Source organism: Kitasatospora sp. SUK 42, from assembly GCF_015776785.2.
Taxonomy (GTDB): domain Bacteria; phylum Actinomycetota; class Actinomycetes; order Streptomycetales; family Streptomycetaceae; genus Kitasatospora.
The window spans coordinates 725,474-740,586 of sequence record NZ_LFMD02000002.1 but is presented as its reverse complement, the minus strand read 5'-3'; the positions used below and the strand labels follow the sequence as shown (position 1 = coordinate 740,586).

The following is a 15,113-nucleotide window of genomic DNA, read 5'->3' as shown; positions in this document are numbered from 1 at the left end:
CATGGAGAAGTTCACCACCCACACCGGCCGGGCCGTGCCGCTGCGCCGCAGCAACGTGGACACCGACCAGATCATCCCGGCCCACTGGCTCAAGAAGGTCACCCGATCCGGTTTCGAGGACGGCCTGTTCGAAGCCTGGCGCAAGGACGAGTCGTTCGTCCTGAACCGGCCCGAGCGGCAGGGCGCCACCGTTCTGGTGGCCGGCCCCGAGTTCGGCACCGGCTCCTCCCGCGAGCACGCGGTCTGGGCGCTGCAGAACTACGGCTTCCACGCGGTCGTCTCCTCCCGCTTCGCCGACATCTTCCGCGGCAACTCGCTGAAGAACGGCCTGCTGACCGTCGTCCTGCCGCAGGAGACCGTGGAACGCCTCTGGGTGCTCACTGAGAGTGACCCTTCGGCGGAGATCACCGTTGATCTGGAGAACCGCGAAGTTCGGGCCGAAGGCATCACCGCGGCCTTCGAACTGGACGACAACGTCCGGTGGCGGCTGCTCAACGGGCTGGACGACATCAGCATCACGCTGCAGAACGAGGCCGACATCGCGGCCTACGAGGCGACCCGTCCGGCGTTCAAGCCCCGTACTCTGCCGGTCTCCTGAGTTCCCTTCAGAACAAGCATTCTGACGATCCACCGGATGGCCCGCGCCCCCCTCGGGGGGGCCGGGCCATCCGGCGTTCCGGAGCACGAGTTAGCGACGAGGCCCGCCCCGGATTGCCCATTTGGCTTTGCGGAACAGGGCCCCGCGCAAGTACAACTGCGGGTAGATGGCACAATCAGTACATGCACCGGCACCATGAACCTCCGTACGCGGGCGGCGAACCCGCGTCCGAGGAGTCCATGGGCCGGGGATCCGAACGCCGAATTGACGATCGGCCGGACGTCACCTCCGCACCAGCTGAGGGGCCGGACGACCAGGAAGTCGCAGCGCTCTACGCGCTTGTGGCCGAGCGGTTGAAGCAAGCTCACGCCCGCGTGCATGCGCTGAACGTGTCTGCCGATGCAAAGACCGCTCTCACCCGTCAACTGCTCATCGTCACCGAGACCGCCAAGCGCGATCTTCCGGAGGCGGCAAGGCGGTTGAGTCGCTTTGTACATGACCTCGACGAGGGGCGCCCACCCGTCGACTGAGGTCGCCGACGCGCAAATCCATTGCGACACTAGGGTGATTCGCGCGTTTGGTAATTGAAAGTCCGCAGATACATACCTAACGTGCGAAAAGAACGGATGGAATCATCCGGCGCCCGTTTCCGAAGGGGAAGACGTGAACAAGGCTCAGCTTGTCGAAGCGGTGGCCGAGCAGCTGGGCGGTCGCAAGGCTGCCGCAGAGGCCGTCGACGCAGTGCTCGACACCATGGTCCGTGCCGTTGTGGCCGGCGACCGGGTGTCGGTCACCGGTTTCGGCACCTTCGAGAAGGTGGAGCGCTCCGCGCGCTTCGCCCGCAACCCGCAGACCGGCGAGCGGGTCAAGGTCAAGAAGACCTCGGTCCCCCGCTTCCGTCCGGGTCAGGGCTTCAAGGACCTGGTCAGCGGCAGCAAGAAGCTGCCGAAGGAAGGCCCCTCCGTGAAGAAGGCCCCCAAGGGCTCCCTCACCCCGGGCAAGAGCGGCGTCGCGGCCACCCCGGCCGCCAAGCGTGCCGCCACCAAGCGCGCCGCCACCGCTGCCGCCGCCGCTCCGGCGAAGAAGGCCGCCGCCAAGAAGGCGACCACCACGGCCGCCGCCAAGAAGACCACGGCCAAGGCCGCCGCCACCAAGGCCGCTGCCACCAAGAAGACCACGGCCGCCGCCAAGAAGACCACGGCGACCGCGACCAAGGCCGCCGCCACCAAGGCCGCTGCCACCAAGAAGACCACGGCCGCCGCCAAGAAGGCGACCACCACGGCCGCCGCCAAGAAGACGACGGCCGTCGCCAAGAAGGCGACCGCCACGGCCAAGAAGACGGCGCCGGCGAAGAAGACCGCCACCCGCAAGACCACCGCGCGCAAGACCACCGCCAAGTAAGTCCCGCGCGACTGTCCTCGGACGGCCTTCGGCTCAGAGCCGCGGCACCCCCTTCCGTTAATTGCGGAGACCGGGTGGCCGCGGCTCTTTCGATTTCCGGGCGCTCGGTCAGTAAACGGGGGCGGCCGTCGGTCGGAGCGGAAAGCGGGGACAAGACGCGGAAAACGCCGGCAGGGATGCGGAAACCGTCGGCCGGGGCGTGGAAAACCGCGGGAACGGTGCCGGAACGTTGTCGGGGCGGCGCCGGTGAATCCGGTGGGGTCAGCTCGCGTCGGCGGGGTCGGGGAAGGTCTGGAGGGTCACGAAGACCACCCGGCGGGCCTCTCCCGCGCCCTCGGTGCGGATCCGCACCCGCTGGCCGGGCCGCAGCAGCCGCAGACCGCCGGCGTCGAAGGCGGCCGCGTCGAACGGCACCGGGGTCCCGTCGTCGAGCAGCACGGAGCCGGCCCGGGTGTCGGGGTCGAAGGTGAACGCGGTGGCCTGCATGCCAGCAGCATAGCGAGCGGCCCGAGCCGGAGGTCAGGAGCGGCCGAGCCGGGCGAACAGGGCGCTGGTGTGCGGGCCGAGGCCGAGCTCCATCGCCTCGCCGAGGTCGGTGCCGGTGTCGACGTCCCGGCGCACCGACTCCACGCCGGCCAGGCGCAGTTCGAGCGCCCCGCCGGCCGCGTGCCGGGCCCGGGAGCCGTCCCCGAAGGAGGGGGAGAGCGGCCGCCCGGGGGTGCTGGCCAGCAGGGCGGTGCCGACGCCGGGGGAGTCCGGCAGGAAGGCCCGGCCGTCCGGTGGCACCGCCGCCAGCACCCGGGCGAGTTCGGCCGGGCGCAGGGCCGGCAGGTCCGCCGAGAGGACGGCCAGCGGAGCCAGCGGGGCCAGCGCCCGGGCGACCGAGGCGCCGTGCGCCAGCGCCTCGTTGAGGCCGCCGCCGGGCTCGTCGGAGACCACCAGGGCGCCGAGCGCCGCCAGTCTGACGCCGGCGGTGGCGTCCCGGGTGACCACCAGGACCCGGGAGACGCCCGGGGTGGCCAGTGCGGCGCTGACGGTGTCGAGCGCGAAGGACAGCGCCAGGTCCGGCCGGTGCGGCCCGGCGTACGGGGCCAGTCGGCTCTTCGCCAGGGCGAGCGGTTTGAGCGGCAGCACCAGCGACCAGTCGGCGGTGGGTGCGGCGGGCGCGACGGGCCCGCTGGGGCGTACGGTGTCCTGGGTCATCGGCGTCATTGTGACTCCGGTCCCGGAGCCCTCGCCAGGCCGTCCGAACTGTGCGGACGTGCGTTTGATCACGACTGCCGCGCGGGTTGGCGCGGCCGCTCGACAGCCGGCGAGCGGGCGGGCGACACTGTTCCGCGCCCGCGAACCGGGCACAGGGCAGGCCGGTGCGCGACACCGGGAGGCAATGACCGCGGCACCCTCGTGCCGCACGGGATGAGGAGGACCTGGGGTGGCCCGCCGCTCGTACGCCAAGTTCGGCAACGCCGACTACGGCATCTGGTACCGCTTGGCGGCCGTGCTGGTGAAGCCGGTGACGACCGCCCTGGTGAAGCCCGACTGGCGGGGCTGGGAGAACCTTCCGCGGAAGGGCGGCTTCATCGCCGCGGTGAACCACAACTCGATCATCGACCCGGTGATCTACGCGCACTGGCAGTACAACAGCGGCCGTCCGCCGCGGATCCTCGCCAAGTCCTCGCTGTTCTCGATCCCCTTCATCGGATTCATGCTGCGCAAGACCGGCCAGATCCCGGTGTTCCGCGAGTCCACCGACGCCGCGCAGGCGTTCCGGGCCGCGATCGACGCCGTCAACAACGGCCAGTGCGTGCAGTTCTACCCGGAGGGCACGCTCACCCGGGATCCCGACCTGTGGCCGATGACCGGCAAGAGCGGGGTCGCCAGGGTCGCGCTGATGACCGGTGCGCCGGTCATCCCGGTCGCCCACTGGGGCGCGCACGAGATCATCCCGCCGTACGGCCGGCCCGGTTTCGGCAAGGGCAAGTTCAACCTGTTCCCGCGCCACAGGGTGATCGTCGCCGCCGGGCCCGCGGTGGACCTGAGCAGGTACCAGGGCCAGGAGCTCACCGCCCAGGTGCTCGCCGACGCGACCGAGGACATCATGACGGCGATCACCGCCGTACTCGCCGACGTCCGCGACGAGCAGCCGCCGGCCGAGCGCTACGACATGCGCCGGGCCGCCCGCGAACGGGCCGCCGCCGCGCTGGCCGAGCGCCGCCGGGCCAAGGGCGGCAAGGCCGCCGAGGGAACCAGGGCCGCCGAGGGCGGCAACGACGCTACGGAGGCCGGCCGGTGACCCGCTGCGCCGTGATGGGGACCGGCTCCTGGGGCACCGCGTTCGCGATGGTGCTCGCCGACGCGGGCTGCGAGGTCGTGCTCTGGGCCCGCCGCCAGGAGCTGGTGGACGCCGTCAACACCACCCACGAGAACCCGGACTACCTGCCCGGCGTGCGGCTGCCCGACTCGGTGCGGGCCACCACCGACGCCGCCGAGGCGCTGGCCGGCGCCGACTTCGCGGTGCTCGTGGTGCCCTCGCAGACGCTGCGCGACAACCTGGCCGCCTGGACGCCGCTGCTCGGGCCGCGGACCGTGCTGGTGAGCCTGATGAAGGGCATCGAGCTCGGCACCGCCAAGCGGATGAGCGAGGTGATCCAGGAGGTCACCGGGGTCGGCCCGGAGCGCGTCGCGGTGGTCAGCGGGCCCAACCTGGCCCGGGAGATCGCCAACAAGCAGCCCGCCGCCAGCGTCGTCGCCTGCTCCGACGAGACGGTCGCCAAGCGGCTCCAGGCGGCCTGCCACACGCCGTACTTCCGGCCGTACACCAACACCGACGTGGTCGGCTGCGAACTCGGCGGCGCCGTCAAGAACGTGATCGGCCTGGCGGTCGGCATGGCGGCCGGCATGGGGCTCGGCGACAACACCAAGGCGACGCTGATCACCCGCGGGCTGGCCGAGACCACCCGGCTCGGCGAGGTGCTCGGCGCCGACCCGCACACCTTCGCGGGCCTCGCGGGGATGGGCGACCTGGTCGCCACCTGCTCCTCGCCGCTGTCGCGCAACAACACCTTCGGCATGAACCTGGGCCGGGGGATGTCGCTCGCCGAGACCATCGCGGCCACCCGGCAGACCGCGGAGGGCGTCAAGTCCTGCGAGTCGGTGCTGGACCTGGCCCGGCGCAGCGGCGTCGACATGCCGATCGTCGAGGCCGTGGTGGACGTGGTGCACAACGGCCGGCCGACCCAGGAGGCGCTCCAGGCGCTGATGTCGCGCTCGGCCAAGCCGGAGCGGCGCTGAGGCGGGGGTTTCCGGGAAGGCGTTGACTTCCCGGAAACCCCTCGCACGGTAGTCTCAAACCCGATATGAGCATCGAACAGACCTCCCCGAACCCGTCCGCCCCGAAGCCGCGTGTCGCGCTGGTCTTCGGCGGGCGCAGCTCCGAGCACGGCGTTTCGGTGGTCACCGCCGGCAGCGTGCTGAAGGCGATCGACCGCGAGAAGTACGAGGTGCTCCCGATCGGGATCACCCCCGAGGGCCGCTGGGCGCTGGTCAGCGACGAGCCGGCCCGGATGGCCATCACCGACGGCCGGATGCCGGACGTCCAGGGGGTCGCCGAGGCGGTCGACGGGCAGGTCGCGCTGCCGGTCGCGCCGGGCGACCGGGAGGTGCTCCTGAGCGAGCCGGGCAACGCCCCGAAGGCCCTCGGCGAGGTCGACGTGGTGTTCCCGCTGCTGCACGGCCCCTGGGGCGAGGACGGCACCCTTCAGGGCCTGCTGGAGCTCTCCGGCGTCCCGTACGTCGGCAACGGCGTGCTGGCCAGCGCGGCCGGCATGGACAAGGAGTTCGCCAAGCGGATCCTGGCCTCGCACGGCCTGGGCGTCGGCCACTACACGATCGTGCGGCCGCGCGACTGGACGACCGAGCAGGGCCGCGCCGACGTGCGCGAGCGGGCCGCGGCGCTCGGCCTGCCGCTGTTCGTGAAGCCCTGCCGCGCCGGCTCCAGCATCGGCATCACCAAGGTCAAGGACCTGGCCGACCTGGACGCCGCGATCGAGGAGGCCCGCCGGCACGACCCCAAGCTGATCATCGAGGCGGGCGTCTCCGGCCGCGAGGTCGAGTGCGGCGTGCTGGAGTTCGAGGACGGCCCGCGGGCCAGCGTCCCGGCCGAGGTGCTGGTCGGCGAGGGCTTCGACTTCTACGACTTCGAGGCCAAGTACATCGACTCCTCCGAGGTGCGGATCCCCGCGGAGCTCACCGCCGAGGAGGTCGCGGAGATCCAGCGCCAGGCGGTGGCCGCGTTCGAGGCCTTCGGCTGCGAAGGCCTGGCCCGGGTGGACTTCTTCCTGCTGGAGGACGGCACCTGGATGATCAACGAGATCAACACCATGCCGGGCTTCACCCCGATCTCGGCCTACCCCAAGATGTGGGAGGTCAGCGGCGTCCCGTACGCGGAGCTGATCGACCGGCTGCTGCAGACGGCGCTGCGCCGCTCGACCGGGCTGCGCTAGGCGGGTACGACGAGGGCGGGCCGGAAGCTCCCGGCCCGCCCTCGTCGTCGCGCTCCGCCCGGGACGCCTCAGCCCGGGATGTTGGCCTTGACCAGCGGGGTCAGCGTGGCGGCCGGGTCCAGCGGGCTGCCGTAGACGCCGGGCGGGGAGGTCACCTCGACGTAGGCCGCGCGCATGGTCGTGACGAAGCGGTAGCCGCCGTCGCTCAGCTTCTGCGACCACCAGGTGAGGTCGTCGACCGTCGGCGAGAGGTCCATGGCGTGCTCGCCGTTCAGCTCCTCCGGCCGGTCGACGCCGCAACGCAGCACCGTCCGGGGCGAGTCGCCCCAGGCGGCGACGTACGGAGAGGCCGGCGACGGGTCCTTGCGCGGGTGTCCGAGCAGCTCCTGTGGCAGCGCCGCGGCCAGCGCCCGGCAGTAGTCGGCGGCCCGGCCGCTCGGCTGCGGGACCTCGATCCCGGCGTCACCCGAACTCCAACTGCCGACCAGCACCACGACCGTGCAGGTCAGCGCGACGGGCAGGGCGAACCAGCGGACCGGCGCCGGAAGCGCGGCCAGCGCCTTGGGGATGCGGGATTCTCTGTCCACCCGCCGATGGTAGCCAGGGCTTACAGGTGGACCACCGGACAGGTGAGGGTGCGGGTGATGCCTTCGACCTTCTGGACCTTGGCCACCACCATGCGGCCGAGTTCGTCGACCGTCTCGGCCTCGGCCTTGACGATCACGTCGTACGGACCGGTGACGTCCTCGGCGGTGATCACACCGGGGATCCCCCCGATCGTCTGGGCCACGGCGGTGGCCTTGCCTACCTCGGTCTGGATCAGGATGTATGCCTGTACCACGGGGGGACCTCCCGGCGGCCGGTTGGAGGGGGGATCGCCGCCGTGATCGCCCGGTCGGGCACAGGGGTGGGAACGGGTTCACCGGCAGGCTGATCACCACGCTACCGCGCGGTGGGCCGGGGAGGGGAGACTTCGGCGTCCCCGAAGGGCGTACGCTGCGCGCGGGGGAGCGACGGGGACTGGATCCCGGATGGCGGCGCCATCCGGGAAGGAAAGGCGAGAGGACGGCAGATGCAGGGGACCGTGGGCGAGCTCGGCGAGTTCGGCCTCATCAGGGAGCTGACCGCCCGGGTACCGCTCACCGACGCGGTCGACCTCGGCCCCGGGGACGACGCCGCGGTGGTGAAGGCCCCGGACGGCCGGGTGGTGGCCACCACGGACGTCCTGATCGAGAACCGGCACTTCCGCCGGGACTGGTCCACCGCCTACGACGTGGGCCGCAAGGCCGCCGCCCAGAACCTCGCCGACGTGGCCGCGATGGGCGCGGTGCCCACCGCGATACTGCTCGGGCTGGTCGCCCCCGCCGACCTGCCGACCACCTGGGCCACCGAGCTGATGGACGGGCTGCGCGACGAGTGCCAGGTGGCCGGGGCGACGGTGGTCGGCGGCGACGTGGTGCGCGGCGACACCGTCACCCTGGCGATCACGGCGCTCGGGGACCTCCAGGGGCGCGCGGCGGTGACGCGCTCCGGCGCGCAGGTCGGTGACGTGATCGCGGTGACCGGCTGGCTGGGCTGGTCGGCGGCCGGACTGACCGTGCTGCAGCGCGGCTTCCGCTCCCCGCGCGCCTTCGTCGAGGCGCACCGCCGGCCGGAGCCGCCGTACCACGCGGGCCCGGCCGCCGCCGAGTTGGGCGCGACCTCGATGATCGACGTGAGCGACGGGCTGGTCGCCGACCTCGGCCACGTCGCCCGGGCCAGCGAGGTGGACATCGACCTGAAGGCCGCCGACTTCGACGTCCCGGCGCAGATGGCCGACATCGGCCAGGCGGTCGGGGTGGACCCGATGGTCTGGGTGCTCTCCGGCGGCGAGGACCACGCGATCGTGGCGACCTTCCCGCGCGGGGTCCAACTCCCGGCCCGCTGGCGGGTGGTGGGCGAGGTGACCGGCCGCCCGCGGGGCTCGCGCAGCGGCCGGGTGACGGTGGACGGCGCCCCCTGGGACCGGGTCGGCGGCTGGGACCACTTCGCCGAGTGAGCCGGCAGGAGTGTGGAGCCCCGATGTGCGGCGGACGGGATTCGAGGATGTGTTTTGCGTAGGCTTGCGACATCCGAGCCCGCCCGCCGTCCGGAGCGGGTGGTCTGAACCACTGCGAGCGGGAGCACACCACACATGCGCATCGGTGTACTGACCAGCGGCGGCGACTGCCCCGGCCTCAATGCGGTGATCCGCTCGGTGGTGCACCGGGGGACGGACGTCCACGGCGACGAGATCGTGGGCATCCTGGACGGCTTCCTCGGCCTGATCGAGGGCCGCACCCGGCCGATCTCGCACGACGACGTCACCGGCCTGCTCACCCTCGGCGGCACCATCCTCGGCTCGGCCCGGGTGCGGCGCGAACGGATCGCCTGGGCGGTGGAGAACGCGAAGACGCTGGCCCGGGACATCGGCATCGACGCGCTGATCGCGATCGGCGGCGAGGGAACGCTCACCGCCGCCAAGCTGTTCAGCGACGCCGGACTGCCGGTGGTCGGGGTCCCCAAGACCATCGACAACGACATCGACGCCACCGACGTCACCTTCGGCTTCGACACCGCGGTGCACGTCGCGACCGAGGCGATCGACCGGCTGAAGACCACCGCGGAGTCCCACCAGCGGGTCATGGTCGTGGAGTTGATGGGCCGTCACACCGGCTGGATCACCCTCACCGCGGGCATGGCGGGCGGCGCGCACGGCATCCTGATCCCGGAGAAGCCCTTCGACATCGAGGCGGTGGCCCGGATGGTCGAGGACCGCTTCGACCGCGGCAAGAAGTTCGCCATCATCGCCGTCGCCGAGGGCGCGGCCCCGCAGCCCGGCACCATGCGCTTCGACCACGGCGACGTCGACCAGTTCGGGCACCGGACCTTCGGCGGGATCGGCAACCGGCTCGCGCACGAGCTGGAGAACCTGCTCGGCAAGGAGGCCCGCCCGGTCATCCTCGGCCACACCCAGCGCGGCGGCACCCCGACCGCCCGGGACCGGGTGCTCGCCACCCGCTTCGGCTGGCACGCGGTGGAGGCCGTCCACCAGGGCGCGTTCGGGCACTTCACCGCGCTGCGCCGGACCGGCATCGAGCTGCTGCCGATCGCCGACGCGGTGACCCGGCTGAAGACCGTGCCGGAGCAGCGCTGGGCGGAATCCGAAGCGGTGCTCTGAACCGCCGGAGGTAGGTTGACCTCATGGCTTCGACTGCTCCCCCTCGCGTGCTCACCATCGCCGGCTCCGACTCCGGCGGCGGCGCCGGCATCCAGGCCGACCTCAAGGCGATGCTCGCCCTCGGCGTCCACGGCATGAGCGTGATCACCGCCGTCACCGCGCAGAACTCGCTCGGCGTCCAGGGCTACTGGGAACTGCCCGCCGAAGCCGTCCGGGCGCAGTTCCGCAGTGTGGTGGACGACATCGGGGTGCAGGCCGTGAAGACCGGCATGCTCGCCTCGATCGAACTGGTCGAGACCGTCTCGGAACTGCTCGCCGGGGTGACCGCCCCGGTGGTGGTCGACCCGGTCGGCGTCTCCAAGCACGGGGACGCGCTGCTGGCCGCCGAGGCGGTGGCCACCGTCCGGGAGAGGCTGCTGCCGGTCGCCACCGTGGTCACCCCCAACCTGCACGAGGTGACCCAGCTCACCGGCCGTACCGTCGACGGCGAGGGGCAGATGCTGGACGCCGCCCGGGCCCTGGTGGACCTCGGGCCGCGCTGGGCGCTGGTCAAGGGCGGCCACCTGGAGGGCGAGGCCGCCGACCTGCTGTACGGCGGGCCCGAGGAGGTGCACTGGTACCGGGCGCCGCGCTACGACAACCGGCACACCCACGGCACCGGCTGCACCCTGGCCAGCTCGATCGCGGCCGGCCTGGCCAAGGGCGAGACCCTGCCGGAGGCCGTCGGCTCGGCCAAGGAGTACATCACCGGCGCGATCGCCGGGGGCTTCGCGCTGGGTGCCGGGATCGGCCCGGTCGACCACGCCTGGCGCTGGCGCTGAGGACCCCGCAGAGCCGGAAAACGTCGATGGGCGGGCTCCTCTGAGGAGTCCGCCCACCAACGGTGAGTCCGGAAAACGGCGTAGCCGGCCACGGAAACAGTGAAGCCGGCCCATCCGAGGATGAACCGGCTCACTGGAGGACCGGCATGCCGGTCTGCGCGTCAGCGCGAGACCTTACCGGCCTTGATGCACGAGGTGCAGACGTTGAGCCGCTTCGGCGTCCGCCCAATCACAGCGCGCACCGTCTGGATGTTGGGGTTCCAACGACGGGGGGTACGGCGGTGAGAGTGGGAGATGCTGTTGCCGAAGCCCGGCCCCTTGCCGCAGACGTCGCAGTTGGCAGCCACAGGAGTCACTCCAAGACTTCAGATCAGTTACTTTCGAAAACCCCGCCCACCCACCGGAGCACTCGCGTGAACCAGACCGGACAAGGGGGTGAGCCTGGACGGTTCCAGGCAACCGGAAGAGCATACAACGCTTGCTTCCGTCCCACGAAACTACCACGACCGGCCGAGTGATCGCTCCGGCCGCCGATCGGGGCCGCCCTCCCGGGCCCCCGATAACCTGCCGGTATCACCCCTCGCCGCTGCCTGGATGTGCTGTCGCCCCTCAGGCCAGCGCGGCGTCCCATCCGGAGGAGACCTGGTGCTGCACACGCTCGACGCCCCGGCCGTGCGCACCTGGTGCCAGCTCGCCCTGCGCGCGCTCGGCCAGGCGCGCGAGGAGATCGACGCGCTCAACGTCTACCCCGTCCCGGACGGCGACACCGGCACCAACCTCTACCTGACCGTCGAGTCCGCCGCCGCCGAGGTGGAGAGCCGCTTCGCCGACCCCGCCGCCGACCCGGCCCCCGGACTGGCCGACACGGTCCGGGCGATGGCCCGCGGCGCCCTGGTCGGCGCCCGCGGCAACTCCGGGGTGATCCTCGCCCAGTGGCTGCGCGGCACCGCGGAGAAGCTCGCCGAGGGCGGTGGCGCCGAACAGCTGCGGGCCGCCCTGCAACGGGCCGCCGACTCCGCGTACCAGGCCGTCGCGGAGCCCGTCGAGGGCACCCTGCTGACCGTCGCCAGGGTCGCCGCCCGCGAGGCCGTACGGGCCGGGGACGGGCTCGCGCAGGTCGCCGACACCGCCTACCGGGCCGCCCGGGACGCGCTGCGGCACACCCCCGAACAGCTCGCCGTGCTGGCCGAGAACGGCGTCGTGGACGCCGGCGGGCGCGGCCTGGTGGCCGTCCTCGGCGCGCTCGCCGACGCCGTCGCCGGGCAGCAGCCGATGGGACCGGTCGCGCTGCGCGGGGACGTCCGCCCGGTGGAGACCTGCACGGCGCACGTGAGGCCGCCCGGGCCGGGCCACCCCGCCTTCGAGGTCATCTACCTGCTGGACGCCCCCGACCGGGCACTGCCCGCGCTGCGGATGCGGCTCGGCGCGCTCGGCGACTCCCTGGTGGTCGGCGGCGGCGACGGACTGTGGAACGTGCACGTCCACGTGGACGACGCGGGCGCCGCCGTGGAGGCCGGGGTCGAGGCCGGGCGCCCGCACCAGATCCGGATCACGCACTTCGCCGAGGCCGCCGCCCGCTCCGGCACCGCCGCCGAGCGCGGCGAACGCGAGGAGCGGGCCCGGGCGGTGCTCTCCGTGGTCTACGGCGGCGGTCTGGCCGAACTGTGCGAGCAGGCCGGCGCCGTCGTCCTGCACGCCGACCCGGACCGCCGTCCGGCCAGCGCCGAACTCGCCGACGCGGTGCGCCGCTCGGCCGCCCGCGAGGTCGTCCTGCTGCTCAACGACCCCGAACTGCGCGCCGCCGCCGGGGCCGCCGCCGACCAGCTGCGGGAGGAGGGCGTGCGGATGGCCGTCCTGCCCACCCGCTCGCCGGTCCAGGGGCTGGCGGCGCTCGCGGTGCACGAGGGCGGCCGCCGCTTCGACGAGGACGTGGTCGCCATGACCTCCGCCGCCGGGGCCACCCGGTACGCGGAACTCGCCGTCGCCGAGGGGGAGTCCTGGACCATGGCCGGGGTCTGCCAGGCGGGGGACGTGCTCGGCCTGATCGACGGCGACGTCGCGGTGATCGGCGCCGGGCTGGCCGAGGTCGGCGAGAGCGTGCTGGACCGGATGCTCGGCGCCGGCGGCGAACTCGTCACCCTGATCCTTGGTGAGGGCGCCGACCGCGCGCTCGCCGACCGGCTGGTCGCGCACGTGCGCCAGCAGCGGCCCGAGGTCGACTCGGTGGTCTTCCACGGCGGGCAGGAGTCCACGCCGCTGCTCATCGGGGTGGAGTAGGGGAGTAGGGGCCGGTTTGTCGCCCCCGTGGTGTAGACAGGGGCCTGATGGGCGCTCTCGATGAACCACTGACCAAGCTCGTCGGCGACCGCACCGCGAAGGTGCTCGCCGACAGCCTCAAGCTGCGCACGGTCGGGGACCTGCTGCACCACTACCCGCGCCGCTACGTCGAACGCGGCCAGCTCACCAGCCTGGACGAGCTGGAGATCGACGAGCACGTCACCGTGCTGGCCCGGATCGAGAAGGTCACCCTGATCCCGTTCCGCGGCCGCAAGGGCGACCGCCTGGAGGTCGTCGTCACCGACGGCCGCAGCCGGCTCTCGCTGGTCTTCTTCAACCAGGGCTGGCGGCAGAAGGAGCTCAGGGCCGGCGCCCAGGGCCTGTTCGCGGGCAAGGTCGGCGTCTTCAACCGCACCCGCCAACTGGTCTCGCCCGACTACCAGCTGCTCGACGAGGACGCGGGGTCGGACGCCGCGAAGCAGTTCGCCGGCCGGCTCATCCCGGTGTACGGCGCCAGCGCCCAGATGCCCAGCTGGAAGCTGTCGATCTGCATCGAGACCGCACTCACCAAGCACCTCGGCGACGTCGGCGAACCGCTGCCCGCCGAACTGCGCGAGCGGCACGACCTGATCCCGCTGCCCGAGGCGCTGGAGCTGATCCACCGCCCGCGCGGCCAGGCCGACCGCGAGCGCGCCCAGAGCCGGCTGCGCTGGGACGAGGCCTTCGTCCTCCAGGTCGCCCTCGCCCAGCGCCGGGCCGCCGACTCCGCGCTGCCCGCCAAGCCGCGCAAGGCCCGCGCCGACGGGCTGCTGGACGCCTTCGACGCCCGGCTGCCCTTCACCCTCACCGAGGGCCAGCAGAAGGTCTCCGCCGAGATCGCCGCCGACCTCGCCACCGAGCACCCGATGCACCGCCTCCTCCAGGGCGAGGTCGGCTCCGGCAAGACGCTGGTCGCGCTGCGCGCCATGCTCGCCGTGGTGGACGCGGGCGGCCAGGCCGTGCTGCTCGCCCCCACCGAGGTGCTGGCCCAGCAGCACCACCGCTCGATCGTCGAGATGATGGGCGACCTCGCCGAGGGCGGCATGCTCGGCGGCTCCGACCTGGGCACCCGGGTGGTGCTGCTGACCGGCTCGATGGGCGTCCCGGCCCGCCGCCAGGCGCTGCTCGACATGGCCTGCGGGGACGCCGGGATCGCCATCGGGACGCACGCGCTGATCGAGGACAAGGTCCAGTTCCAGGACCTCGGCCTGGTTGTGGTGGACGAGCAGCACCGCTTCGGCGTCGAGCAGCGGGACGCGCTGCGCGCCAAGGGCGACCAGCCGCCGCACCTGCTGGTGATGACCGCCACCCCGATCCCGCGCACCGTCGCGATGACCGTCTTCGGGGACCTGGAGACGTCCGTCCTGGACCAGCTCCCGGCCGGCCGTTCGCCGATCTCCACCCACGTCGTCCCGGCGCTGGAGAAGCCCAACTTCCTCACCAGGGCCTGGGAGCGGGTCCGCGAGGAGGTCGGCAAGGGCCACCAGGCGTACGTGGTCTGCCCCCGGATCGGGGACGAGGAGCCCGCCGCTCCGCCGAAGGACGGGAAGAGGAAGCGCAGGGCGGACGAGGACGACTTCGAGGACGTCGCCGACCTCGGCGCCGGGAGCGACGAACGGCGGCCCCCGCTCTCGGTGGTGGAGACCGCCGAGAAGCTGGCCAAGGGCCCGCTGAGCGGCCTGCGGGTGGAGATCCTGCACGGCCGCCTCGCCCCGGAGGCCAAGGACGACGTGATGCGCCGGTTCGCGGCCGGGGAGGTGGACGTGCTGGTCGCCACCACGGTCATCGAGGTCGGCGTCAACGTCCCCAACTCCACCGCGATGGTCATCATGGACGCCGACCGCTTCGGCGTCTCCCAGCTCCACCAGCTGCGCGGCCGGGTCGGCCGCGGCAGCGCGGCGGGCCTGTGCCTGCTGGTCAGCGACATGCCCGCGGGCAGCGCCGCCCGGGCCCGGCTGGACGCGGTGGCCGGCACCCTGGACGGCTTCGAGCTGTCCCGGATCGACCTCGAACAGCGCCGCGAGGGCGATGTGCTCGGCCAGGCGCAGTCCGGGGTGAAGTCCTCGCTCAAGGTGCTCTCGGTGCTGGAGGACGAGGAGGTCATCCTCACCGCCAGGACCGAGGCCACCCGGCTGGTCGCCGAGGACCCCGACCTCGCCGCCCACCCGGAGCTGCGCACCGCGCTGGAGAGCCTGCTCGACGAGGACCGCGCGGCCTACATGGAGAAGGGCTGACCGGGCCCGCGCGGCCCCGGAATTGTCAGACCCCCGGGAGAG

Annotated in this window: 16 protein-coding genes; 11 read left to right on the top strand and 5 right to left on the bottom strand. The window is 72.7% G+C overall.

Going from position 1 to position 15,113, the window contains the following annotated elements; all coding sequences use genetic code 11:
• Position 1: 1 nt before the first annotated feature.
• The 3 genes from leuD to RZ50_RS03075 all read left to right on the top strand — a co-directional run bounded on the left by leuD (position 2) and on the right by RZ50_RS03075 (position 1,999).
• Entirely contained in the window at positions 2–598 is a 597-nt protein-coding gene (gene leuD, locus RZ50_RS03085; protein WP_196946857.1) for a 3-isopropylmalate dehydratase small subunit, read from the top strand.
• A 182-nt stretch (positions 599–780) separates the two neighbouring features.
• Entirely contained in the window at positions 781–1,128 is a 348-nt protein-coding gene (locus RZ50_RS30285) for a hypothetical protein (protein WP_254802431.1), read from the top strand.
• A gap of 133 nt (positions 1,129–1,261) precedes the next feature.
• Entirely contained in the window at positions 1,262–1,999 is a 738-nt protein-coding gene (locus tag RZ50_RS03075; protein WP_196946858.1) for an HU family DNA-binding protein, read from the top strand.
• Between the two features lie 261 nt (positions 2,000–2,260).
• Here RZ50_RS03075 and RZ50_RS03070 read toward each other — a convergent pair whose 3' ends face one another.
• On the bottom strand, positions 2,261–2,485 hold the full coding sequence (locus RZ50_RS03070) for a hypothetical protein (RefSeq protein WP_196946859.1): 225 nt from the start codon (positions 2,483–2,485) through the stop codon (positions 2,261–2,263).
• A 33-nt stretch (positions 2,486–2,518) separates the two neighbouring features.
• A complete protein-coding gene (cofC, locus tag RZ50_RS03065) occupies positions 2,519–3,202 on the bottom strand; it encodes a 2-phospho-L-lactate guanylyltransferase (RefSeq protein WP_196946860.1) in 684 nt (227 codons plus the stop codon).
• Between the two features lie 229 nt (positions 3,203–3,431).
• Between cofC and RZ50_RS03060 the strand changes: the two genes are divergently transcribed.
• From RZ50_RS03060 to RZ50_RS03050, 3 genes are all read left to right on the top strand, one after another.
• Entirely contained in the window at positions 3,432–4,292 is an 861-nt protein-coding gene (locus RZ50_RS03060) for a 1-acyl-sn-glycerol-3-phosphate acyltransferase (protein ID WP_196946861.1), read from the top strand.
• Between the two features lie 14 nt (positions 4,293–4,306).
• Positions 4,307–5,290: an NAD(P)H-dependent glycerol-3-phosphate dehydrogenase gene (locus RZ50_RS03055; protein ID WP_196946924.1), complete on the top strand. Its 984-nt coding sequence runs from the start codon at positions 4,307–4,309 to the stop codon at positions 5,288–5,290.
• Between the two features lie 65 nt (positions 5,291–5,355).
• On the top strand, positions 5,356–6,501 hold the full coding sequence (locus RZ50_RS03050; protein ID WP_196946862.1) for a D-alanine--D-alanine ligase family protein: 1,146 nt from the start codon (positions 5,356–5,358) through the stop codon (positions 6,499–6,501).
• A 68-nt stretch (positions 6,502–6,569) separates the two neighbouring features.
• On the opposite strand, the gene RZ50_RS03045 is transcribed toward RZ50_RS03050, so the two are convergent.
• The gene (locus RZ50_RS03045) at positions 6,570–7,088 is read right to left on the bottom strand and encodes a DUF3515 domain-containing protein (protein ID WP_196946863.1); all 519 of its coding nucleotides are present in this window, start codon (positions 7,086–7,088) and stop codon (positions 6,570–6,572) included.
• Between the two features lie 20 nt (positions 7,089–7,108).
• Entirely contained in the window at positions 7,109–7,342 is a 234-nt protein-coding gene (locus RZ50_RS03040) for an Lrp/AsnC family transcriptional regulator (protein ID WP_196946864.1), read from the bottom strand.
• A 231-nt stretch (positions 7,343–7,573) separates the two neighbouring features.
• On the opposite strand from RZ50_RS03040, the gene RZ50_RS03035 reads away from it, so the two are divergent.
• The 3 genes from RZ50_RS03035 (at position 7,574) to thiD (ending at position 10,521) form a co-directional block, all read left to right on the top strand.
• Positions 7,574–8,539, top strand: a complete 966-nt coding sequence (locus tag RZ50_RS03035; protein WP_196946865.1) for a thiamine-phosphate kinase — start codon at positions 7,574–7,576, stop codon at positions 8,537–8,539.
• A 135-nt stretch (positions 8,540–8,674) separates the two neighbouring features.
• Positions 8,675–9,700, top strand: coding sequence for a 6-phosphofructokinase (locus tag RZ50_RS03030; RefSeq protein ID WP_196946866.1), 1,026 nt, complete (start codon positions 8,675–8,677; stop codon positions 9,698–9,700).
• 23 nt (positions 9,701–9,723) lie between these two features.
• Positions 9,724–10,521 (top strand): bifunctional hydroxymethylpyrimidine kinase/phosphomethylpyrimidine kinase, encoded by a 798-nt coding sequence (gene thiD / locus RZ50_RS03025; RefSeq protein ID WP_196946867.1) that lies wholly within the window; start codon positions 9,724–9,726, stop codon positions 10,519–10,521.
• Between the two features lie 161 nt (positions 10,522–10,682).
• Here the strand turns inward: thiD and rpmB are convergent, their stop codons facing one another.
• Positions 10,683–10,868, bottom strand: coding sequence for a 50S ribosomal protein L28 (gene rpmB / locus RZ50_RS03020; RefSeq protein ID WP_014138233.1), 186 nt, complete (start codon positions 10,866–10,868; stop codon positions 10,683–10,685).
• 247 nt (positions 10,869–11,115) lie between these two features.
• On the opposite strand from rpmB, the gene RZ50_RS03015 reads away from it, so the two are divergent.
• A complete protein-coding gene (locus RZ50_RS03015; protein ID WP_254801963.1) occupies positions 11,116–12,798 on the top strand; it encodes a DAK2 domain-containing protein in 1,683 nt (560 codons plus the stop codon).
• A 47-nt stretch (positions 12,799–12,845) separates the two neighbouring features.
• Complete coding sequence (gene recG / locus RZ50_RS03010) at positions 12,846–15,071, top strand: ATP-dependent DNA helicase RecG (RefSeq protein WP_196946869.1); 2,226 nt, start codon at positions 12,846–12,848, stop codon at positions 15,069–15,071.
• The last annotated feature ends 42 nt before the right edge of the window (positions 15,072–15,113 follow it).